At 62.1% G+C, this 22810-nt stretch carries 21 protein-coding genes and 1 pseudogene; 18 read left to right on the top strand and 4 right to left on the bottom strand.

The features are described from left to right. Positions 1 to 25 precede the first annotated feature (25 nt). From F3H98_RS01655 to F3H98_RS01605, 11 genes are all read left to right on the top strand, one after another. The gene (locus F3H98_RS01655; protein ID WP_149757604.1) at positions 26 to 334 is read left to right on the top strand and encodes a DUF2853 family protein; all 309 of its coding nucleotides are present in this window, start codon (positions 26 to 28) and stop codon (positions 332 to 334) included. Between the two features lie 114 nt (positions 335 to 448). After that, the gene (locus F3H98_RS01650) at positions 449 to 1243 is read left to right on the top strand and encodes a thymidylate synthase (protein WP_149757602.1); all 795 of its coding nucleotides are present in this window, start codon (positions 449 to 451) and stop codon (positions 1241 to 1243) included. 2 nt (positions 1244 to 1245) lie between these two features. Beyond that, on the top strand, positions 1246 to 1659 hold the full coding sequence (locus tag F3H98_RS01645) for a HEPN domain-containing protein (protein WP_149757600.1): 414 nt from the start codon (positions 1246 to 1248) through the stop codon (positions 1657 to 1659). After that, a complete protein-coding gene (locus F3H98_RS01640) occupies positions 1638 to 2033 on the top strand; it encodes a hypothetical protein (protein ID WP_149757598.1) in 396 nt (131 codons plus the stop codon). The genes F3H98_RS01645 and F3H98_RS01640 overlap by 22 nt, the downstream gene beginning before the upstream one ends. Before the next feature lie 212 nt (positions 2034 to 2245). Then, a complete protein-coding gene (locus F3H98_RS01635; RefSeq protein ID WP_149757596.1) occupies positions 2246 to 2767 on the top strand; it encodes a dihydrofolate reductase in 522 nt (173 codons plus the stop codon). 144 nt (positions 2768 to 2911) lie between these two features. Further along, complete coding sequence (gene hflK, locus F3H98_RS01630) at positions 2912 to 4018, top strand: FtsH protease activity modulator HflK (protein ID WP_149757594.1); 1107 nt, start codon at positions 2912 to 2914, stop codon at positions 4016 to 4018. Beyond that, complete coding sequence (gene hflC / locus F3H98_RS01625) at positions 4018 to 4959, top strand: protease modulator HflC (protein WP_149757592.1); 942 nt, start codon at positions 4018 to 4020, stop codon at positions 4957 to 4959. Before hflK ends, hflC begins: the two co-directional genes overlap by 1 nt. A gap of 3 nt (positions 4960 to 4962) precedes the next feature. Then, positions 4963 to 5148: a DUF2065 domain-containing protein gene (locus F3H98_RS01620; protein WP_149757590.1), complete on the top strand. Its 186-nt coding sequence runs from the start codon at positions 4963 to 4965 to the stop codon at positions 5146 to 5148. Positions 5149 to 5269: 121 nt separating this feature from the next. Then, entirely contained in the window at positions 5270 to 6865 is a 1596-nt protein-coding gene (locus F3H98_RS01615; protein ID WP_149757588.1) for a DegQ family serine endoprotease, read from the top strand. Positions 6866 to 6910: 45 nt separating this feature from the next. After that, entirely contained in the window at positions 6911 to 7336 is a 426-nt protein-coding gene (locus tag F3H98_RS01610) for a putative toxin-antitoxin system toxin component, PIN family (protein ID WP_149757586.1), read from the top strand. After that, positions 7333 to 7587 (top strand): type II toxin-antitoxin system HicB family antitoxin, encoded by a 255-nt coding sequence (locus F3H98_RS01605; RefSeq protein WP_149757584.1) that lies wholly within the window; start codon positions 7333 to 7335, stop codon positions 7585 to 7587. The genes F3H98_RS01610 and F3H98_RS01605 overlap by 4 nt, the downstream gene beginning before the upstream one ends. A 14-nt stretch (positions 7588 to 7601) precedes the next feature. Here the strand turns inward: F3H98_RS01605 and F3H98_RS01600 are convergent. After that, a pseudogene (locus tag F3H98_RS01600) lies at positions 7602 to 8173 on the bottom strand (GNAT family N-acetyltransferase). After that, positions 8170 to 9057 (bottom strand): phosphoserine phosphatase SerB, encoded by an 888-nt coding sequence (gene serB, locus F3H98_RS01595; RefSeq protein ID WP_149757582.1) that lies wholly within the window; start codon positions 9055 to 9057, stop codon positions 8170 to 8172. The pseudogene F3H98_RS01600 and the gene serB overlap by 4 nt, the downstream one beginning before the upstream one ends. On the opposite strand from serB, the gene miaA reads away from it, so the two are divergent. Further along, the gene (gene miaA, locus F3H98_RS01590) at positions 9047 to 10012 is read left to right on the top strand and encodes a tRNA (adenosine(37)-N6)-dimethylallyltransferase MiaA (RefSeq protein WP_425294806.1); all 966 of its coding nucleotides are present in this window, start codon (positions 9047 to 9049) and stop codon (positions 10010 to 10012) included. The two genes, serB and miaA, sit on opposite strands and share 11 nt — an antisense overlap. Before the next feature lie 106 nt (positions 10013 to 10118). After that, a complete protein-coding gene (locus F3H98_RS01585; protein WP_149757577.1) occupies positions 10119 to 10910 on the top strand; it encodes a GGDEF domain-containing protein in 792 nt (263 codons plus the stop codon). A gap of 98 nt (positions 10911 to 11008) precedes the next feature. Here the strand turns inward: F3H98_RS01585 and F3H98_RS01580 are convergent, their stop codons facing one another. Next, complete coding sequence (locus F3H98_RS01580; RefSeq protein WP_149757575.1) at positions 11009 to 12802, bottom strand: ATP-binding protein; 1794 nt, start codon at positions 12800 to 12802, stop codon at positions 11009 to 11011. Between the two features lie 138 nt (positions 12803 to 12940). Next, positions 12941 to 14704, bottom strand: a complete 1764-nt coding sequence (locus tag F3H98_RS01575) for an adenylate/guanylate cyclase domain-containing protein (RefSeq protein ID WP_149757573.1) — start codon at positions 14702 to 14704, stop codon at positions 12941 to 12943. 364 nt (positions 14705 to 15068) lie between these two features. Here F3H98_RS01575 and F3H98_RS01570 point away from each other — a divergent pair, with 364 nt between their 5' ends. The 5 genes from F3H98_RS01570 (at position 15069) to F3H98_RS01550 (ending at position 22785) form a co-directional block, all read left to right on the top strand. Then, the gene (locus tag F3H98_RS01570) at positions 15069 to 16856 is read left to right on the top strand and encodes an acetolactate synthase 3 large subunit (protein ID WP_149757571.1); all 1788 of its coding nucleotides are present in this window, start codon (positions 15069 to 15071) and stop codon (positions 16854 to 16856) included. A gap of 76 nt (positions 16857 to 16932) precedes the next feature. Beyond that, positions 16933 to 17505: an acetolactate synthase small subunit gene (gene ilvN / locus F3H98_RS01565; RefSeq protein ID WP_149757569.1), complete on the top strand. Its 573-nt coding sequence runs from the start codon at positions 16933 to 16935 to the stop codon at positions 17503 to 17505. A 112-nt stretch (positions 17506 to 17617) separates the two neighbouring features. Next, the gene (locus F3H98_RS01560; protein WP_149757567.1) at positions 17618 to 18214 is read left to right on the top strand and encodes a LysE family translocator; all 597 of its coding nucleotides are present in this window, start codon (positions 17618 to 17620) and stop codon (positions 18212 to 18214) included. Positions 18215 to 18355: 141 nt separating this feature from the next. Then, entirely contained in the window at positions 18356 to 19618 is a 1263-nt protein-coding gene (locus tag F3H98_RS01555; protein ID WP_149757565.1) for an efflux RND transporter periplasmic adaptor subunit, read from the top strand. Then, positions 19615 to 22785, top strand: a complete 3171-nt coding sequence (locus tag F3H98_RS01550; RefSeq protein ID WP_149757563.1) for an efflux RND transporter permease subunit — start codon at positions 19615 to 19617, stop codon at positions 22783 to 22785. The genes F3H98_RS01555 and F3H98_RS01550 overlap by 4 nt, the downstream gene beginning before the upstream one ends. Positions 22786 to 22810 lie beyond the last annotated feature (25 nt).

Genomic DNA, 22810 nt, shown 5'->3' with positions numbered 1-22810 from the left:
TGTTGTTTCGACGAGGGGAATTATCATGGCCGACTATCTTGCAGACGTGAAGAAGTATGACGCCAGCGCCAATGCGGACGTGGTCAACAAGATCGTGAAGCATCTTGGCATCGCGCTGCGCAACCGCGATTCCTCGCTGGTGTCCTGCCAGGATGCCAAGGAACTTGGCCGGGTGCGCGACAACTGGGCTGCCAAGAAACTCGGCGTCGAGGGCGCCAAGGCGGATTCGGCTATCGAGAAGGTCTGCCAGACGATGTCGGCCGACAACACCAAGAGCCGCGTGACCTTCTATTACCTGGTGGCGAAGCAGCTCGACAAGCTCGGCGCTCTCTGAAGCGTTTTCACGCGGCCGTCGGGTCGCGATTCCCCGGCGGGGAACGGGCGGCCGGATGGTTCCCGTTTCCCGATTCGGCTATGATTGGCGAAACTCCCGAATCGGCCGGACCACATGCGCCAGTATCTCGACCTTCTCAGCCACGTTCTTGAAAACGGCTCGGATCGCCCCGACCGCACCGGCACCGGAACGCGCGGCGTGTTCGGCTACCAGATGCGGTTCGATCTGGCCCGCGGCTTCCCGGTGACAACCACCAAGAAGCTGCACCTGAAGTCGATCATCCACGAGCTTCTGTGGTTTCTGGCTGGCGACACCAACATCAGATACCTGAACGACAATGGCGTCTCGATCTGGGACGAATGGGCCGACGAGAATGGCGATCTCGGTCCGGTCTATGGCAAGCAGTGGCGGTCGTGGCCGACGCAGGACGGCGGCGAGATCGACCAGATTGCAAACCTTCTCATCCAGTTGCGGAAGAATCCTCATTCAAGACGTTTGATCGTTTCAGCCTGGAATCCGGCCGAGGTCGACGCGATGGCGCTGCCACCCTGCCATTGCCTGTTCCAGTTCTACGTGGCCGACGGCAAACTGTCCTGCCAGCTCTACCAGCGCTCGGCCGACATTTTTCTCGGTGTGCCGTTCAACATCGCCTCCTATGCGCTGCTGACCATGATGGTGGCGCAGGTGGCCGGCCTGAAAGTCGGCGATTTCGTCCACACGCTGGGCGATGCGCATATCTATTCCAACCATTTCGAGCAGGCGCGCGAGCAGTTGCGGCGTACGCCCAAGCCGCTGCCCACTATGTGGATCAACCCCGAGGTCAAGGACCTGTTCGCCTTCCGCTATGAGGATTTCCGGCTGGAAAACTACGTGGCCGACGCGACGATCCGGGCGCCGATCGCGGTATAGAAATGGAAAGAGCTGTTCTCCAAGCGCTCGCTAAAGCAAAGTTGCGTGATGCTGAGCTGCTTTTTCAGAACGAACGATATTCGAATGCCTATTATCTGTTCGGGTACGCGGTTGAGATCGCAATCAAGTCGCGTATTTCCAGCGTTTTTCGTCCCGACACCATACCTGACCGGAAATTTGTTCAAGACATCTATAGTCACGATCTGAACAAACTAATCGCGTTGGCCGGGCTGTCTGCCGAACTGACCGAAAGTCGAGCAGCTTCGCCTGTGTTCGATGGGCACTGGTCAGCAGTCTCTGATTGGAATGAATCTTCGCGTTACGATATGATAGATGTGTTTGCTGCCACTGCGATGAGAAACGCGATGGTCGATGCAGATCAGGGAATATTCAGATGGCTTCAGGAGCGTTGGTAAGAGCAGATGTGGATGCAGGGATAAACCTCATTCAGGCTCTTGATAGCAAGAAATTTGAGGTCGCGGCCGCATTGTGGCTATACAACAGTGATATCGAAAGTTGGAGGATGGTGATTGCTTATCGGGGTGCCAGAAAAGATTTGGAAAAGAAATACCTGGATGCTGCTGTTATAGTATCGGAATGGCGTAAGTCACACCCTGATCGTCCGATACTTGATCTTAGCAAGGTGAGAATAACGTCAGCGGATGATCGCCTAATTGCCGGCCTAAAAGTGGCATTGCGTGTCGACGGCGTTGGTGAAGTTCGTTTCTCTCATAACACCGTGAATGGCATCTACGTTGAGGATGCTCTCATTCATAGGCTGGCGGCCTGATACCGACAAGAGTCTGCGGAAGTAGTTTCGCGTCGAAAGGCTTGTGGTGATCCGCTGTGGCGGCTAGCGTCCGCACCGCATTCATACGTTTGGTGACAGATGTTTCATTTCTTCCCGGCCACGAGATCGGCTGCCGGCGCATTTTGTTCCCCTCTGGCCTTCGCCGGCAAAAACAGAGCGGAGATACGCAAAGCTCCGGGAGCATCGGCCCGATGAAGATTGCGATCTATGTCGCCATTGCCGAAAACGGCATAATCGGACGCGACAACGGGCTGCCGTGGCGGCTGTCGACCGACATGCAGCGCTTCAAGGCCACGACGATGGGCAAGCCGATCATCATGGGCCGCAAGACCTGGGAGAGCTTTCCCAGAAAGCCGCTGCCGGGCCGGCTGAACATCGTGGTCACCCGCGACCTGGGTTTCCGAGCCGAGGGTGCGGAAGTTGTGCATTCGCTCAATGACGGCATCACGCTGGCCAATGTGCGCGGCCGCTGCACCGTGGGGGCCGATGAAATCTGCGTGATCGGCGGTGGCGAAATCTACCGGCAGGCGATGCCTATGGCGGACCGGCTCCACGTCACGCATGTGCTGGCCGAAGTCGATGGCGATACTCGTTTTCCGGCCATCGATCCGCAGATATGGAAGACGGTGAAAAGCGAGGCGTTTCCGGCCGGCGAGAAGGATACGCATGCGACACGCTATACCGTTTACGAGCGGCGGGTAGCTGTGCATTGAAAAAGCGGCCGCAGTTCCGGCTGTAAACCGGGCAATGGGACGGCTTTGCGTTGAAAGCAAAGGCCTGCATCCCTATAGATGGCAACAGGAGAATGTCCGCAGCGCCGCGAAGGCAGCCCGGATGTCCAGACCGAAAGGAATTTCATGCCTTGGAATAATCAGAGCGGCGGAGGCGGCGGTGGCGGCCCATGGGGTGGTGGCGGCGGCGGTGGCGGCGGCCCCTGGGGACAAGGCCCGCGTGGCCCCGGCGGCCCACAGGGATCGCCTCCCGACCTCGAGGACATCATCCGCCGCGGCCAGGATCGCCTGAAGCGGGCCCTGCCGAGCGGTGGCGGCGCCAGCCCGGCGTTGTTCGCTCTGATCGGCATCGCCCTGTTCATCGCCTGGATTTTCCAGGCAATCTATACGGTGCAGCCGGACGAACTGGCGGTGGAATTGCGCTTCGGCAAGCCAAAGCAGGAACTCGCCGAACCAGGCCTGCACTTCCACTGGTGGCCGATCGAGACGGTGGAGAAGGCAAATACCGCCGAAAAGCTGGTCAATATCGGCGAAACCCGGTCCGGCACCTCGTCCGGCCTGATGCTTTCGGGCGATCAGAACATCGTCGACGTGAAATTCTCCGTCGCCTATCAGGTTTCCGACCCGGAAGCCTATCTCTTCAACGTCTCTGGGCCTGACGAAATGGTACGGCAGGTCGCCGAAAGCGCGATGCGCGAAGCGGTCGGCCGCCGTCCCGCACAGGACATTTTCCGCGACGACCGCCAGGGCATTGCAGACGCCGTGCGCGGCATCATCCAGACGACGCTGGACCAGTATGGCGCCGGCCTGACCGTCAACGCGATCTCGATCGAGGATGCGGCGCCGCCGCGCGAAGTGGCCGATGCGTTCGACGAAGTGCAGCGTGCCGAGCAGGACGAAGACCGTTTCGTGGAAGAATCCAACCAGTACTCCAACCAGAAGCTCGGCCAGGCGCGCGGTGAAGCAGCGCAGATCCGCGAAGAGGCGGCCGCCTACAAGAACCGCGTCGTGCAGGAGGCGGAAGGTGAGGCGCAGCGCTTCATCTCCGTCTACGACGAATACGCCAAAGCTCCGGACGTGACGCGCAAGCGGCTCTTCATCGAAACCATGGAGAAGGTGCTGAAGGATTCCAACAAGGTGATCATGGAACAAGGCAGCGGGCCGGGTGTCGTGCCTTACCTGCCGCTGCCTGAATTGCAGAAGCGTGCCCCGGCGACGGAAGGAAACAAGTAATGGCCAACCGTCTCCCCGTCATCGGCGTCATCGCCGCCGTCATCCTGTTCCTGATCTATTCGTCGGTTTTCGTCGTTAACGAACGCGAGCAGGCGATCGTGCTGCGCTTCGGCGAGATCGTCGACGTGAAGACCGAGCCCGGCATCTACTTCAAAGCGCCGTTCGCCTTCTTCGAAGCCGACAATGTGCAGATCATCGAAGACCGCGTGATGCGCTTCGACCTCGACAACATCCGCGTCCAGGTTTCGGGCGGCAAGTTCTATGAGGTCGACGCGTTCGTTGCCTATCGCATCAACGATGCACGCCGCTTCCGCGCAGCGGTTTCCGGTCAGGTCGAACTGGCCGAACAGCGGCTGCGCACCCGTCTCGATGCGGCTTTGCGCCGTGTCTACGGTCTGCGCGGCTTCGAGGCGGCGCTTTCGGAAGAACGCGCTTCGATGATGCGCGAAGTCGCCGACCAACTGCGTCCTGATGCGACGTCGCTCGGCCTGGAAATCCAGGACGTGCGCATTCGCCGGACCGATCTCACCGCGGAAGTCTCGCAGCAAACCTACGACCGCATGAAGGCGGAACGCCTGGCCGAGGCCGAAAGGCTGAGGGCGCGCGGCCGCGAAGCCGCGCAGCGCATCCGCGCCCGCGCCGACCGCGAAGTGGTCGAGATTGTCGCCGAAGCGCAGAAGGAATCGGAAATCCTGCGTGGTGAAGGCGAAGCCCAGCGCAACGCCACCTTCGCAAACGCATTCCAGCGGGATCCGGAGTTCTTCGAATTTTACCGGTCGATGTCGGCTTACGGGCAGGCGCTGGAAGGTACGGGAACGACCATGGTGTTGACGCCCGATTCGGAATTCCTGCGTTTCTTCCGCGATTCGAGCGGTGCAGCGCCGGGCGCACCCGCGCCGGCTGCACCCGCGGCGCCGGCGGCAAGCACCGCCGGCCAATAGAAGGTGACTGACTTTCTGGCCGCAATGGGTCTGGTCCTCGTCATTGAGGGCCTGATCTATTGCGGCTTTCCCAATCTTGCCCGGAAGCTGGCGACCGAAGTTCTGGCGACGCCGGAAAACATGCTGAGGATGGGTGGCCTCGTGGCCGTGGCCGTCGGCGTTGGCGTGGTTTGGCTGGCACGCGGGTAACGGAGGGTTTATCCTCCGACGGTATGCAAGGCCGCAAACACGCCGTATTTGTTGCCAACATGACACTGCGCCCGACGCGGGCAGTGCGCCGACTTTCTCACAACGCCGGGAGGCACCGACAATGAAACCGACCCACACCCTGCCGGCAGTCCGAAAGACCTTGCTTGCCGCGACGGCGGCGCTGGTGACCGGCGCCATGGTCGTCCCAGCCTTCGTGTCACCGGCGTTCGCGCAGGCTGCAGCGCCGATTGCTCCGGCACCGGCAACTCCGGCACCGGCTGCTCCAAAGTCAGCGCAGCCGCTCTCCGAAGGGCCGGCCTCCGTCGCTGATCTCGCCGAAGGCCTACTCGATTCCGTCGTCAACATCTCGACCTCGCAGACCGTCAAGGGAACCGAAGGCCCGGGCGCTGTGCCGATGCCGCAACTGCCGGAAGGCTCGCCGTTCCAGGATTTCTTCGATGATTTCTTCAAGGACCGTGGCGGCCAGGGCGGACCCGGCGGCGGCGGCTCGCAGAAAGTTCAGTCGCTGGGCTCGGGTTTCGTGGTCGACGCCGAACAGGGCATCGTGGTCACCAACAACCACGTGATCGCCGACGCCGACGAGATCGAGGTCAATTTCGCCGACGGTTCGAAGTTGAAAGCGGAATTGGTCGGCAAGGACACCAAGACCGATATCGCGGTGCTGAAGGTCGACCCGAAGCTGAAAAAACTGAAGGCGGTGAAGTTCGGCGATTCCAATTCCATGCGCATCGGCGACTGGGTGATGGCGATCGGCAACCCGTTCGGCCTCGGCGGCACGGTGACCGTCGGCATCATCTCGGCGCGCAACCGCGACATCAATTCCGGCCCGTATGACGACTTCATCCAGACCGACGCCGCGATCAACCGCGGCAACTCCGGCGGACCGCTGTTCAACATGCATGGCGAGGTGGTTGGCATCAACACCGCTATCATCTCGCCGTCTGGGGGGTCGATCGGCATCGGCTTCTCCATACCCTCGCAGCTTGCCGCAGGGGTCGTCGACCAGTTGCGTCAGTTCGGCGAAACCCGCCGCGGCTGGCTCGGCGTGCGCATCCAGCCGGTGACCGATGAAATCGCGGAAAGCCTGGGCATGGCGACTGCCAAGGGCGCGCTGGTGGCCGGCGTCATCAAGGGCGGGCCGGTCGACAACGGTACGGTTCTGCCCGGCGATGTGATCATCAAGTTCGACGGCAAGGACGTGAAGGACATGCGCGACCTGCCCCGCGTCGTGGCGGAAAGCCCGGTCGGCAAGGCGGTCGACGTGGTCATCGTGCGCAAAGGTGTCGAGCAGACCGTGAAGGTGACGCTCGGTCGGCTGGAAGACGGCGAAAAGCTCGCCGAGACCGAGGAAGGCAAGCCGGATGCCGGCTCGCCGGACCAGAACGAGGCGGTGTCCACGGCCAGCGTGCTCGGGATGACGATCGCCGAGCTCAACGAGGAGGCGCGCAAGAAGTTCGAGATCGCCGCCGATGTCTCCGGCGTGGTGGTCACCGAAGTCGGCGACAATTCGGCTGCTGCCGAGCGCGGCATCCAGGCCGGCGAGGTGATTACCGAGATCGCCCAGGAATCGGTATCGTCACCGAAAGATGTGATGGATCGCATCGCGGCGCTGAAGGAGCAGGGTCGCAAGAATGCGCTTCTGATGCTGGCGTCGAAGACCGGCGAACTGCGCTTCGTGACGATCCGGATGGAGTGATCTCATCGCGTTTGAAACATCCTATGGGATGTATTATGCTGCCGCATGAAGCGCGTTGTGCTCGACACCAATGTTCTTGCGGCCGGCTTGCGAAGCAGTAGCGGAGCGTCTTTCGCCATCCTACGTCTCGTCGCGGAACGGCGGCTACGTCCGCTGGTTACCACAGCACTGTTTCTTGAGTACGAGGACGTGCTGAGCAGACCGGAACAACGGGAAGCCAACGGGCTTTCCGTCCAGCAAGTCGCCGAGTTGATGGCAGAGTTTGCCGCGCTGGCCGAACCTGTCGAAGTTCATTTTCTTTGGAGGCCTCAAGTGGCTGATCCAAAAGATGAAATGGTGCTTGAAGCGGCCGTTAATGGTCGGGCGGATGCTCTGGTGACGCACAATGTGCGCGATTTCTTGGGAGTCGCGGAGCGATTCGACATCAAAGCGCTCCGCCCTCGGGATTTCCTGAAAGGAATGAGATTATGAGCAAGGCAACATATCCGTTGAAACTGCCTGCATCGATCAAGGAGGCGGCCGCGCGGCTGGCAAAGGCCGATGGCGTCTCGCTCAATCAGTGGATTGCTTCGGCAGTTGCCCAGAAGGTCGGTACGATGGAAACTGCGGCGGATTTTCTCAAACGTCGTGCGGGCTCCGCAACGGGAGACGGTTTTTCCGCGTTTCTCGATCGCGTGCCCTCTGTCCCGGCGGAGAGTGACGACGAAACTGCATCGCATTGATCGCAGGGCGGCGGTCAGGTGGCCGCCCGTTTTCGTTGCTGCCAGGCTGTTCGGGACAGTCGATAAAGAGCGTGTCGCTTGAGCGCCGGATGGGTGTCGGGAACGTTCGGGTGGTCAAAATCGCCCGCTGGATCGGCGATCATGCCGATACGCTCCATGACCGCCGAGGAGCGGCGGTTGGCGACGACAGCGAAAGAAACGATCTCGTCGAGGCCGAGCCTTTCGAACCGAATTCGAGCCAGGCTTCAGCCGCTTCCGTCACATAGCCATGCCCCCAGAATTGCGGAGCCAGCCGCCAGCCTATCTCGACGGTTCCCTCTGGGAGGAAAGGTTCCAGGCTGGTATCGGCGAGGCCGACGAAACCGATGCATTCGCCGGTGGCGGTGATCTCGACCGGCGCAAATCCGTAACCGCGTTCGGCAATGCCGGCCTTGAGCCGGTCGAACATGGCGTCGGACTGAGCGCGGTCACGGCGGAACGGAAAGAACTCCATGACCTGGTCGTCGGAGTTGATGAGGAAGAAGAGATCGCGGTCGCGGTCTTCCCAGTCGCGGATGATCAGCCGTTTCGTGTGCAGCGGTGTCAACTGGCGAAGTCCTCCTGGCGATAGCCCTGTATGTAGAGGAGGGCGGTCAGGTCGCCGTGATCGATGCGGAACTGCGCTTCGGCAGCGACCGCTGGCTTGGCATGCAAGGCAACGCCGGTGCCGGCGAGGCGGATCATGTCGAGATCGTTGGCGCCGTCGCCGACCGCGATGGCGTCGGCAGGGGTGAGGCCGCGGCGCGCGGCAATTTCGTTCAGCGCATCGGCCTTGGCGGCGCGTCCGAGGATCGGCTCGGCGACAGCGCCCGCGAGCTTGCCGCCTGTTTCGACGAGGCGGTTGGCGCGGTTTTCGTCGAAGCCGAGCTTTGCGCCAATTCGGTTGGTGAAGACGTCGAAGCCGCCCGATACCAACGCGGTCCACGCGCCGTGTTTCTTCATGGTGGCTACGAGTTCGCGGCCTCCGGACGCGAGCGTAATGCGTTTGGCGATAATGATGTCGACCACGGTCGCATCGAGGCCTTTCAGCAGAGCGACGCGCTCGCGCAGCGCCGGCTCGAAGGCGATCTCGCCGTTCATCGAGCGCGCGGTGATTGCCGCCACATGCTCCTTGATGCCCACTTCGTCGGCCAGTTCGTCGATGCACTCCTGGTCGATCATGGTGGAATCCATGTCGGCGATGAGGATTTTCTTGCGGCGTCCCGCAGCTTTCTGGATCACGACGTCGACCGGTACGAGCGCGAGGCAATCGCGCAGCGCGGCAGCTGCCGATAAGGCATCGGCCTCGGCCGGCAGCCCCAGGTCGCAGGCGACATTGTGCGCCAGCCAGTCGATAGTTCTTGCGCCGACCGCTTGCGACGCACTATGCGCGATCTCGGGTGCGAGGATTTTCGCAGCCGGATGGGATATGAGCGTGGCGATGAAGGACATGTCGGAATCCGCTGGCGACGAGGCCGAAGGGCTGGTGAAGAACGCGATCCTGATAGCGGGACCAACCGCCAGCGGCAAGTCGGCACTGGCGCTGGAAATCGCCCGCCAGACGGGCGGCTGCATCGTCAACACCGATTCCATGCAGGTTTATTCGGTGTTGAACGTGCTGACGGCACGGCCGGGTGCCGATGAACTGGCAGCGGTTCCGCACCACCTCTATGGCCACGTAGACCCTGCGATCAACTATTCCGCCGGCCGCTGGCTCGCCGACGTGAAGCGGCTGCGCGATGAAGGGGTTTTTGAAGAGCGGCGGCCGATCTTCACCGGCGGCACCGGGCTTTATTTTCGCGGGCTCGCGGAGGGGCTTTCGGAAATGCCCGATATTCCGCAATCGGTACGCGACCGCTGGCGGTATCGCCTGCTGGAAGAGGGATCGAGCAGACTGCACGCGATCTTGATGCGTGAGGACCCGAAAGCCGCGGCCGTGCTGCGCGCCTCCGACGGCCAGAGGATCGCGCGGGCATTGGAAGTGCTGCAGGCTTCGGAACGTTCGATCCTCGACTGGCAGGCGGAGCGCGGTCACCCATTGATTGACAGGGGGACGGCGAAACAGCTTGTCGTCGAGGCGGATCGCGCCGCGCTGAACAGAAGGATAGACCGGCGCTTCGATCGCATGCTTGATCTCGGTGCGTTGCAGGAGGTGGAGGCGCTGCTGGCTCGCGAACTCGATCCGGAGCTGCCGGCGATGAAGGCGATCGGCGTTCGGGAGCTGCAATCCGCAATTGCGGGCGTCCTGCCCTTCGACGAGGCGATCGAGCGCGCCAAGATCGCCACGCGGCAATATGGCAAACGCCAGGCGACGTGGTTTCGGCATCAGCTCGGTCAGGATTGGCGTAGAATTCCACTTTCAGACGATGCAGAAGCAATAAAAATCGCCGCGAGCCAGGTGTCGTAAGATTGCATTGACCCTTATGCGAGTTTCGTCCGCAAGTTGCTGACAGTTAACTTACCGTAAGCCTCCTCATGCGATAAAAAATCGAAGGCGTTTCGACGGGCGGTGCATGCGTTTCCACAAATCGGAATCCGCGTTTTTTGTCTTTATCTGCGTGATCTTCGCCGCGGGTTTGCTGGTCTTGCACGCCTATAATCTGCTGCACACCAACCCGGCGGCGCTGTTTCGTGCCGATGAACTGGAGCAGGCAGCCTACCTGGCGCGGCTGCTCTTCGGCAGCGGCGTCCTTGTCGCGACAGCACTGTTTTTCGGGCTGTTCTTCATCTATCCGCTGATCCGCACCCAGGTGCGGGAAGAAGGCAAGCTCAGGGCGATGACGGAGACGCTCAGCGCACGCTCCGAAACGCTGGAGCAGGCGGCCCTAACCGACGCGCTGACCGGCATGCAGAACCGGCGCTATTTCGACGATGCACTGAAAGAATACATCGAAGAATTCCGGCGCATCGACAAGCCGGTCGGGCTGATGATCCTCGATCTCGACCACTTCAAGGAAGTGAACGATTCATACGGCCACGATGTCGGCGACGAGGTGCTGCGGGCAGTGGCGAGGTGCCTGCGCGACATGACGCGTTATCACGACGTGGTTGCTCGGTTGGGCGGCGAGGAGTTTGCCGTTGTCGCCCCGAACATGAGCGAGGACATGCTGGTGAAGTTCGCCGAGCGCATCCGCAGGGCCGTCGCCGGCATGGCGGTGCTTTCGGGCAATATGCGGCTGAAGGTCACTACAAGCGTGGGGTTGGCTGTATGGGACAAGCGGGAATCGGCGGAGGAATTCTACCGTCGCGCCGACCGCCTGCTCTACCAGGCCAAGCGTATGGGTCGGAACCGCGTCTGCGCCTGATTTTTTTTAAGGAAGCCGGCGGCGTGCGATCGCATGCGTCGCGTCTGCTTCTGCAAAATCGAGTCTCTTGGATTTACAACTGATCGTTGGCTAGCGCGTCAGTACAGACCGTCGCCGAGGCGGCGTCCACGCTGCTCGCCACCGAACTCTCCCTTGCGGTACTGAGGTTCGCCGGCCTGGGCGACCGGGCTCACCAACTCGCCAATCCCGGCTGCCTGCGCCTGAGGTTTCGGCACATTGCGCAGGCGGTCGACGATGGCGACCAGGTCGATGTCGTCGCCATTGCCGCCCTCGGCATTCTCGGTCTCCCGCTTCTGGATACCAGGGATTAGCTCGGGCGGCAGGCGCTCGAACTTCAGTCGCATCGTGGTGGCGACGCCCTCGCCGAAGGCGATCGCCTCGCGTTGGCCCATCGACGACAGGAATGACAGCGTCGAGGCCGATGAATCGGCAATCGCCGAGCGGATGATCGCCTGGTCCTGGTGGTTGGCTAGCCGCATCGAGAAGATGGTCGAGCATTGCGACAGGATGGTTGAATCGAGTTCGCCCGGCCGCTGTGTCACGACGCCGAGATAGCAGCCATATTTGCGGCCTTCCTTGGCGATGCGCGACAGCGCGTGCCTGGTTGGCGCGAAGCCGAGCCGGGAATCGGAAGGCATATAGCGGTGGGCCTCCTCGCAAAGCACCAGGAGCCGCAGCTTGCCATTGCTCCACAGAGCCAGATCGAAGGCCAGGCGCGCCAGCACCGAGCAGACCGCGTTGACAACTTCCGCCGGCAGTCCCGCCATTTCAAAGCAGGTAACCGGACGCCCGTGATGCGGCACGCGGAAAATCTTGCCGATCGTCTCGTGGATGGTGTCCTCGATGAGGCGCGAATTGAACATGAAGCGGTAGCGAGGATCGGAAAGGGCAGCTTCGAGGCGCAGTCTCAGCGCACGGTAGACGGGCCGGTCGTTCTTCGATTCCAGGAGGCCCATGCGCTCGTCGATCTGCTTGATCAGATCCGCCATGCGATAAGGCACCGGCGTGTCGGCAGTGATCGCGTCGCCGCCGCGCCTGAGATACGCGCCGGTATTGGGATTGCGATAGAGGTTCTTGGCCTGCGGGATCAGGTCGCGGAGAAGGTCGATCTCCTCCGGCACCTGTTCGCGGCCGCGGAACAGCACTTCGGCGAATTCCTCGAGCTTGAACATCCAGAACGGCAGGTCGAGCGAATTGGTGTCGATGCGGATGCACTGGTCGGGAAACGCGCCCGCGAATTCGTTGTGCGGGTCGAGGATCAGCACGCGCAGATCCGGCTGCGCCTCGATCGCCTTGCGCAACAGAAGCGATACGGCACTCGACTTGCCGACACCGGTGGTGCCGACGACAGCGAAATGTCGGGTCAGCGTGTCGTCGATGGCGATGTTGGCGTTGATGGTCTCGTCCTGGGACAGTTGCCCGATGGTGACGGCATGACGGCCGGCAAGATCGTAGATCGCGGTCAGGTCGCGCGAACGGATGCGGTGGGCGACGGCGCCGACATAGGGATAGATGGTGATGCCACGGTCGAAGACAGGCTTGCCGCTGGCGCGGCCATCGCGAACCTCGCCGACCAGTTCGACGCTGACCTCGATGGCGTTGCGGCCGTCTTCGCTCCACAGGTGGTCGGATTTGCTGATCTCGTAGACGAGGCCGACGGTGCGGGCTTCCTGCAGGTTGATGGAGATCATCTTGCCGACCGTCCAGATGCCGGTCACGGTGCCGTCGAGCGTGTCGGCATATGCGGCGATCCTGGCGCGCGCGCCATCGCACTGGATGACGTGCCCGAGGATGCGCTTGTCGTTCTGCGCCGCGTCGCGGCGCTCCTGCACGGTCTGTTCTCCCTTGCTGGCTTCCCGCTCAACGAACATGCTGGTTCCCCGTTACCCCAACTGAAGACGCTAGCCGAAGCGGGTTAAGGCCGCGTGTGGCGGGATGGTTGAAACGGCGTTAAACGGGATGAGAAAATTGGAATGAACAAGGCGTGGCCGCTCCGCCCTGCGTCCTATTCAAACGTCGATCCCGGCGTCGCGGAGGCCGCCCACCAGCCGGTCGACGAGATTGGGGTCCCGGTAAGGCAAGATTTGTTTCATGCGTTCCACTGAGAAGCTGGGATTGACCTCCAGGGTCTCCCGCCAATAGCGGCGGGCTTCGTCGTGGCGTCCGGTGAGGCCATAGAGGCAGGCAAGATAGAAGCGGCTCATGTCCGAACGCGGCGTCAACGTTAGCCGCCGCTTGAAGGCGATCTCGGCTTCGTCGAACCGGCCGAGCGCCAGCAGGGCCCGCCCCAGAAAATGCAACGACATATCGAATTGCGGATCGAGCCGATAAGCCCGCGTGTGAAGTGCCACGGCGTCTTCGTGCCGGCCCTGGAAGTCGCGTATGTTGCCGAGCGCGGTATAAGCGTCGGCCAGATTTGGGGCGAGGGCGACTGCCCGCTCCGCCGCCGGCTCAGCCTCGTCGAGCCGTCGCATCCAGGAAAGGACGAGCGCGAGCGAGGAATGGCCCTGTGGCTCACTCTCGTCCAGTTCGATCGCCTTGCGCGCCAGTTCCAGCGCCCGCGTCAGGTTTTCGGGCGTCGCATCGTTCCACTGGTTGGCGTATTCGGCGAAGCTGATGATGGAGAGCCGCGCATAGGGAAGCGCCAATTCCGGGTCAATCTCGATTGCGCGCTCCAGCATCCGGCGCGCTTCCAGTGCTGCCTCCGGACGCAACTCCAGAGCAGTCTGGCGGGCGCGGACGATCAGATCGTAAGCCTCCGGATTGATCTTGCCGCGGTTTTCGCGCTGCGCCTCTTCGCCAGCGGTGAGGGTCACCTGCAGGGCGCTGACGATCGTGCGGGTGACTTCGTCCTGAACGGCGAAGACATCCTCAATGTCGCGGTCATACCGCTCCGCCCAGAGATGGCCGCCGGTCGTACCATCGATCATCTGGGCGTTGATGCGGACGCGGCTGGCGACTCTGCGCACACTCCCCTCCAGGACGTAGCGGACGCCGAGTTCCTTGCTCACCTTGCGGATATCCGGCGCCTGGCCCTTGTAAGCGAAGGAGGAATTCCGCGCGATGACGAAGAGCCCGGAAACCTTGGAAAGGTCGGTAATGATGTCTTCGGTGATGCCGTCGGCAAAATAACCCTGCTCAGGATCGCCTGACATATTGCTGAACGGCAGGACGGCGATCGACGGCTTGCTTCGGAGCGGTAGCGGCGCACCGCCAATCGCGGCAAGCGTCTCGGTGGAGACTGCGTCCGGCGACCAGGTCCAAATGTGCAGCGGTCGTTCGATGTTCTTGACCTCGTGATGGCCGCTGTCGACGAAATCGATGCTCACCCGGCCGTGCAGATGTTCGTGGACGGCATCCGAAATCGCCACCCCACCTGGATCGGCAAGGCCCTCGATGCGGGACGCGACATTGACGCCGTCTCCATAGAGATCGCTGCCGTCGACCATGACATCGCCGAGATTGACGCCGATGCGCAGCACAATCCGCCGATCGACAGGGTTATCTTCGTTCGCGGCCTCCATGGCTTTCTGCAATTCGACCGCGCATTCGACCGCATCGACGGCGCTGCTGAATTCGACAAGCATACCATCGCCGATTCGCTTGAAGACGCGGCCGGCGTGGCGGGCGACGAGCGGCTCCACGACCTCGCTCCACCGCACCTTCAGTTCCGTCAGCGTGGCTGTTTCGTCCCGCTCCATGAGCCGGCTGTAACCCACCACGTCCGCGGCCAGAATGGCGACGAGCCGGCGTTGAATGCGTTCGTTCTTCATATTTCCGAATGTTTCTCAAAAGTGCACTGCGTCTTGAGAGTGCACCATGCAAATGTAGTGACGCCTCGCCTGCAAGTCCATTCAGCTCGAACTCCGCGGTTGCTGAGATCTTCGGATCGCGACCGGATTGTCATGTTTCCCACGCACTTTGCCCATTGACAGCGCGGCTTTTCCGCAATTAGTCTCCGCGCCCATGAAGACGGCAATCATTCTCGTAGTAGGCAGGCGCGTGGGCAAGGCGGTGTAACCGCCGGGCGAAATCCTCCCATGCGCAAGACAGGCTCCCTCGGGGGCCTTTTTTATTGCCCGAAACAGGACTAAACGACCAGCAATCGCCAATGGCGGCAGAAAACGGAACAGACCGATGACCAACCGACAGGAAGAGACCGGACGGCGCGAAATGACGGGCGCCGAAATGGTGGTGCAGGCGCTGAAGGACAATGGCGTCAAGCATCTCTTCGGCTACCCCGGCGGCGCGGTCCTGCCGATCTACGACGAACTGTTCCAGCAGGACGACGTCGAGCACATCCTCGTGCGCCACGAGCAGGGCGCTGGCCACGCGGCGGAAGGCTATGCCCGCTCGACCGGCAAGGCAGGCGTCATGCTGGTGACTTCCGGTCCGGGCGCCACCAACGCGGTGACACCGCTGCAGGACGCGCTGATGGATTCGATCCCGCTGGTCTGCATCACCGGCCAGGTGCCGACACCGCTGATCGGCTCCGATGCCTTCCAGGAATGCGATACGGTTGGCATCACCAGGCCCTGTACCAAGCACAACTGGCTGGTGAAAGACGTCAACGAACTGGCGGCGATCATACACGAAGCCTTCCATGTTGCGACGACGGGCCGGCCGGGCCCGGTCGTGGTCGACATCCCGAAGGACGTGCAGTTCGCCAAGGGCATCTACACGCCGCCGCAGACAGCGCCGCGCACCAGCTACCAGCCAAAAGTCCAGGGCGATCTCGACAAGATCAAGGCGGCGGTTGCGCTGATGGCGGAAGCGAAGCGGCCGATCATCTATTCCGGCGGCGGCGTCATCAATTCCGGCGCCGAGGCCAGCCATCTGCTGCGCGAACTGGTCGACCTGACCGGCTTTCCGATCACCTCGACCCTGATGGGGCTCGGGGCCTATCCGGCGGGCGGCAAGAACTGGGTCGGCATGCTCGGCATGCACGGCACCTACGAAGCCAACATGGCCATGCACGACTGCGACGTGATGGTCTGCATCGGCGCGCGTTTCGACGACCGCATCACCGGGCGGCTGAATGCGTTTTCGCCGAACTCGAAGAAGATCCACATCGACATCGACCCCTCGTCGATCAACAAGAACGTGCGCGTGGATGTGCCGATCCTTGGCGATGTCGGGCATGTGCTCGAAGACATGGTGCGGCTGTGGCGGGCGACCGCGAAGGCCGACAAGAAGGCGCTCTATCCCTGGTGGGAGCAGATCGCCAAATGGCGTGCACGCGACTCGCTCGCCTACAAGAACAATGCCGACGTGATCATGCCGCAGTTCGCCATTCAGCGGCTCTACGAGGCATCGAAGGGCCACGATACCTACATCACGACGGAAGTCGGCCAGCACCAGATGTGGGCGGCGCAGCATTTCGGCTTCGAAAAGCCGAACCGCTGGATGACCTCCGGCGGGCTCGGCACCATGGGCTACGGCCTGCCGGCCGCACTTGGCGTGCAGATCGCGCATCCCGATGCGCTGGTCATCGACATTGCCGGCGACGCATCGGTGCAGATGACGATGCAGGAGATGTCGACGGCTGTTCAATACGGTGCGCCGATAAAGATCTTCATCCTCAACAACCAGTACATGGGCATGGTGCGGCAGTGGCAGCAACTGCTGCACGGCAATCGGCTGTCGCATTCCTATACCGAGGCGATGCCGGATTTCGTCAAGCTCGCCGAAGCCTATGGCGGCCACGGCATACGCTGCGAGAAGCCCGGCGACCTTGACGACGCCATCGCCGAAATGATTTCGGTGAAGAAGCCGGTGCTGTTCGACTGCCGTGTCGCCAATCTGGCCAATTGCTTCCCGATGATCCCGTCTGGCAAGGCGCACAACGAAATGCTGTTGCCGGACGAAGCGACCGACGAGGCTGTCGCCAACGCCATCGACGCCAAGGGCCGGGAACTGGTCTAACTGAGATTCCGGATCGAGGTGGAAGCCTCATTGTATCAGATAGTTATAACTGTGTTTTAAGATCGAGAATCAGACAATGAGCGCCCACCTTCAACCGACCGGCTCCGCCTACTTCATCGCCAAGGAAACGGCGCTGCCGGAAATCCATACTCTGTCGGTGCTGGTCGACAACGAGCCGGGCGTGCTTGCCCGCGTCATCGGCCTGTTCTCCGGCCGCGGCTACAACATCGAGAGCCTGACGGTTTCGGAGACCGAGCATGAAAAGCACCTGTCGCGCATAACCATCGTGACGCGCGGCACGCCGCATGTGCTGGAGCAGATCAAGCACCAGCTCGAACGCATCGTGCCGGTGCACCGGGTCGTCGATCTTTCGGTGCGCGCCGGCGAACTCGGGCAGGACAGGCCGTTGGAGCGCGAACTGGCGCTGGTCAAGGTGACCGGCACCGGCGACGCCCGCGTCGAGGCGCTTCGGCTCGCCGAGGCGTTCCGCGCCAATGTCATAGACGCCAACACCGAACATTTCATCTTCGAGATTACCGGCAAGGTGTCGAAGATCGAGCAGTTCATCTCGATCATGAAGCCGCTCGGATTGGCGGAAGTGTGCCGCACCGGCGTGGCGGCGATGAACCGCGGCCCGCAGGGGATGTAGGCCGGCCGACTGGCTGCCTGCCGGATTGTCACGGCAACAATGATCCGGATGACACCTGTCACGATTTAGGTCAATATTGCTGACATAAAATACCGAGTGGAAACGTCCTGCGATGTCGGCTGAACTTTTTTTCGCTTTGCTTGTGTATGCTTTCGTGACGTCGATCACGCCGGGGCCGAACAACTTCATGCTTCTGGCCTCGGGCGTCAATTTCGGCTTTGTGCGCACCATCCCGCATATGCTTGGCATTGGCAGCGGTTTTCTGACGCTGCTCCTCGGCGTGGGCTTCGGGCTGGGTGCATTGTTGAAGGCATTTCCGGCGTTGGAGCTGGGGCTGAAGATCGCGGGTGGGACCTATCTGCTCTACCTCGCCTGGAAAATCGCGATGTCGCGGACGCTCGGCAAGAACGGCGAGACGAAGGCGCGGCCAATGACCTTTTTCGAGGCGGCGTCGTTCCAATGGGTCAATCCGAAGGCCTGGGCGATGGCGGTAGGCGCGATGTCACTCTACACCAATCCCGAGCGGCCGTTCTTTTCTGTGTTGCTGATCTCCTTCGCCTTTGCCGTGGTCAACGTGCCTAGTGTGTCCACCTGGGCCGGCTTCGGCATGGCGCTTCGCGGCTTCCTGGCCGATCCGGTGCGGCTGAAATGGTTCAACATCGCGATGGGCGTGCTGCTCGCGGCGACACTCTGGCCGATGCTCAAATAGCCGCCGCGCTGCGGATTAAATCTTCTTAATGTATTGTTTGCGGCCCTATTTCGCCGCCGGTTGACATTATCTATCAACCGGCGCATCGGCGGGATGCGACGGAATACGACCACCGATCCCAAGCGGAGAGGTCAATCGGCGATGCGCAGAGCGCTTTTGTTTTCTGTCCTTGCGGTAGCCTGCCTTGCCGGCGCCGGCCTCTATCTTTCGCCCGTCGCTTCCGGAAAGATGCGGCAGATGCTGTTTTCCGCGCAAGCTGAGCGCCAGGCCAAGACGGCGCCTGCGGGCGGTGAGAGGCCTGCCGTTTCGGTGGTTGCGGCGAGCGCCTCGACCGCCGATTTTCCGATCCGGCGCTACGCCATCGGCTTCGTTTCTTCGCCCGCAGTGGTCGATGTCAGCGCGCGTATTTCCAGCGAAGTGGTGTCGATTGCCGTCAAGGACGGGCAGATGGTCAAGGCAGGCGACCTTTTGCTTTCCCTCGACGACCGCGCGCTCAAGGCGGCCGTGGAGCGGGACAAGGCAACGATCGCCAAGGACCAGGCCCAACTGGTGAGCCTGGATGCCGATCTGCAGCGCGCTAAGGACCTAGTTACGTCCAAAGCCGGCACGCAGCAGGCCTATGACCAGGCGCTCGCCGCGCAGAAGGCAGCGCAAGCGAACCTTCTGGCCGACCAGGCCACGCTCGATGCGGATACGGTGCAACTCGGCTATGCGACCATTACGGCGCCGATCTCAGGTCGACTGGGCGCAGTCAGCGTGACAGTCGGCGATCTGGTGGGGAACAACACCGGCAACGACGCTGCGGCAGCGCTCGTCACCATTACCCAGATTGATCCCCTTCGGGTTAGCTTCAACCTGCCGGAAAGCGATCTCGCGCTGTTGCAGAAGGCGCTGGCATCGCCACAGGCCGCCAACGTCACGCTGCGCAAGGACGGTAACCCGCAGCCGATCGGCAAGGGTACGCTCGATTTCGTCGATTCCAGCGTCGACGTGGCTTCGGGGACCATCGCAGCCAGGGCGAGCGTGCCGAACCCAGAGCTGACCTTGTGGTCGGGCCAGTACGTCGACGTGGTTCTGGATGCCGGGGTGATGCCGCAGATGATTTCGGTTCCGACGGTCGCCGTACAATCCGGCCAGAAAGGCCCCTTCGTCTTTGTCGTCAAGCCGGACCAAACCGTGGAATTGCGAGATGTTCACGTAGCGCTGACAGAGGGCGAGAACAGCGCCATCGTCAGTGGCCTGAAAAGCGGCGAGCGTGTCGTGACAGAGGGACAGACGCGGCTGACCGCAGGCGCGCATGTGCGCGAGGTTTCCGGAAGCGGCACGGGCATCCCCGCCGACACCGGCAAAGCTGCTCCCGCAAAGGTCGCCGAAGACGAAGCTGCGGCTGGGAAACGCCCATGATTTCCGAGTTCTGCATACGCCGGCCGGTCGCCACGTTGCTGATGTCGTTCGCTTTGGTGCTGGGCGGCCTGTTTGCCTACAAGTTCCTGCCCGTCGCCGCACTTCCGAGCGCCGAGTTTCCCGTGGTCAACGTGTCGGCCCAGTTGCCCGGCGCCTCGCCGCAGACGATGGCGACGGCGGTGGCGACGCCCTTGATCAAGCAGTTCGCCACCATCGCCGGCATCGATTCCATCTCGACGGTCAATTCGCTCGGCTCTACCTCGATCGCCATCCAGTTCGTGCTCAACCGGGATATTGATGCTGCGGCGGCCGATGTGCAGGCGGCGATCGCGCGAACGCAGCGCACCCTGCCGCCGGAAATGACCAGCCCGCCCAGCTACCGGAAGGTCAATCCGGCCGACGCGCCGATCCTTCTGATGGCGCTGACCAGCGAGGTGGTGCCGCTTACCGACCTCGATGCCTTTGCCCAGAATGTCATCTCGCCGTCGCTGTCGACCCTAGACGGCGTCGCGCAGGTGGCAATCTACGGCAGCCAGAAATACGCGGTGCGCATCCAGATCGACCCGACGGCACTTGCGGCGCGCGGCATTGCCATTGATCAGTTGCAGACCGCTGTCGCCAATGCCAACAGCAACACCCCGCTCGGCACGCTGTCGAACGACCGCCAGCAACTCACCATCACGGCCGACACCCAGCTCGACAATGCGGCGGCCTTCTCCGATCTCATCATCGCCACCCGCGACGGCCACCCGGTGCGGCTCGGCGACGTCACGCGGGTAATCGACTCCGTCGAAGTAACCCGCACGGCGAGCTGGTACAATGGCGCGCGCGCCATCCTGCTTGCGGTGCAGCGGCAGCCGGACGCCAACACGGTCGAGGTGGTCGACCGTGTAAAGGCGATGCTGCCGTCCTTCGACAGCCAGTTGCCCGCGTCGGCGACCATCAAGCTGCTCAACGACCGCTCGACTTCGATCCGCGCTGCCGTCAGCGACGTCGAATTCACGCTGGCGCTGACCATCGTGCTGGTTGTGCTTGTGATCTTCCTGTTCCTGCGCCGCGTCACCGCAACGGTCATCCCGGCGGTGGCGGTGCCGATCTCGCTGATCGCCACGCTTGGCGTAATGTATCTCGCCGGCTTTTCGGTCGACAACATCTCGCTGATGGGGCTGACGCTGGCGGTCGGTCTCGTCGTCGACGATGCGATCGTGATGCTGGAGAATATTTTCCGGCATATGGAGGAAGATGGCCTGTCGGCTTACGACGCGGCCCTGAAGGGCTCCCGCGAGATCGGCTTCACCATCATTTCCATCTCGATTTCGCTGGTGGCGGTTTTCATCCCGGTGCTTTTGATGGGCGGCGTGGTCGGCCGCATCTTCAACGACGTCGCGGTGGTGGTGACGGTCGCGATCCTGGCCTCGATGTTCGTCTCGCTGACGCTGACGCCAATGCTGTGTTCGCGGCTCTTATCGGCGCCCCATCGCGGGCAGTGGCCGCCGGTCGACGCGTCGGACACGGCCACCGAAGGCGGCGTTTTCCTGCGCGGCTACAACCATGCGCTGGTGTTCTGCCTCAAACACCGGCTGCTGGTTGTGCTGGTCTTCCTTGCCAGCTCGGCGCTCTCGGTGTGGCTGCTGCTGAATTCGCCGAAAGGGTTCTTCCCGCAGGAGGATATCGGCCAGCTCTCCGTTTCGACCGAAGCGCGTGAGGACATTTCTTTCGATGCGATGACCAAACTGCAAGCGCAGGTGGCGGACGTTTTCACCAAATCCCCCTATGTGGCGAATGTCGCGTCGTCGGTCGGCGCCGGCGGTAGTGGCGGCTCCAATGCACTCAATGCCGGCCGCCTGTTCGTCGAGCTGAAACCGAAAAGCGAGCGTCCACCGCTTGAAACGGTGCTGTCCGATCTGCGGCGGCAACTCGCAGAGGTGCCGGGCATCAACACCTACATGGTGCCGGTGCAGAACCTGAGAATCGGCGCGCGTTCCTCCAAGAGCCAGTACCAGCTCATCGTACAGGCGCTGGATACGGATACCACGGATGTGTGGGGGCAAAAGCTCGCCGATGCCATGAGCGCGGTGCACGGCACCTTTGTCGACGTCACCACCGATCTCAGCAACAACGCGTTACAGGCAACGCTGGTGGTCGACCGAGACAAGGCTGCGATGCTCGGAATCGATGCCGAGACATTGCGCTCGACGCTCTATTCCGGCTTCGGCACCGAGCAGATCTCGACCATCTTCGGTTCGGCCGACAGTTACCAGGTTATCCTGGAACTCGATCCGAAGATCGAATGGTCGCCCGAACGCGTGCTGTCGCTCAGGGTGCGAACCGCGAGCGGCAGCCTGGTGCCGCTCGGCGCCTTCGCGCGCGTTGATCGCACCGCCGGGCCGCTGACGGTCAACCAACTCGGCCAGCTTCCCGCGGTCACCATCTCCTACAATCTGCCGAAAGGCGTGGCGCTGGGCGACAGCGTGCGCGAGATCGATGCGCTGAAAGAAAGTATAGGCATGCCGAAGACGGTCGCCACGACGTTTGCCGGCACGGCCAAGACCTTTCAGGATTCACTTGCCAACCAGGGACTGCTGATCGGCGGCGCCATCCTGACGATCTATATCGTGCTTGGCATACTCTACGAGAGTTTCGTGCATCCGCTGACCATCCTCACCGGCCTGCCATCGGCGGTGGTTGGCGCGCTGGTAGCGTTGTGGCTGGCAGGCATGGACCTGTCCGTCATCGCCATCATCGGCATCCTGATGCTAATCGGCATCGTCAAGAAGAACGGCATCATGATGATCGACGTCGCGCTGGAACTCAGGCGCGAAGGCAAGACGGCGCTGGAATCGATCCACCGGGCCTGCCTGATGCGTTTCCGGCCGATCATGATGACGACGCTCGCGGCGCTTATGGGCACCATTCCAATCGCGCTGGGCACCGGCGCAAGTGCTGAACTGCGCCAACCGCTGGGCGTTGCGGTGGTTGGCGGCCTCGTTGCTTCGCAGGCGCTGACGCTGTTCATCACGCCGGTCATCTATCTCTATATGGAAAGCTTTTCCGGCTGGCTGCTCAGCCTGGCGCCGAAACGCGAGGCCGGGGCGCCACAAGACGAGGCGGCTGAGCAGCCGTTGGTGTCCGAGCCGAAGAAGCAGCCGCGCGCCGCCGCCGAATAGGCGAGGGCGTCTGGCCCAAGCCAAG

The sequence above is a fragment of the Neomesorhizobium albiziae genome, assembly GCF_900114255.1.
GTDB classification, from domain to species: domain Bacteria; phylum Pseudomonadota; class Alphaproteobacteria; order Rhizobiales; family Rhizobiaceae; genus Neomesorhizobium; species Neomesorhizobium albiziae.
Note: the sequence above shows the minus strand (reverse complement) of the source record. Positions and strands in the feature narration are given on the sequence as shown.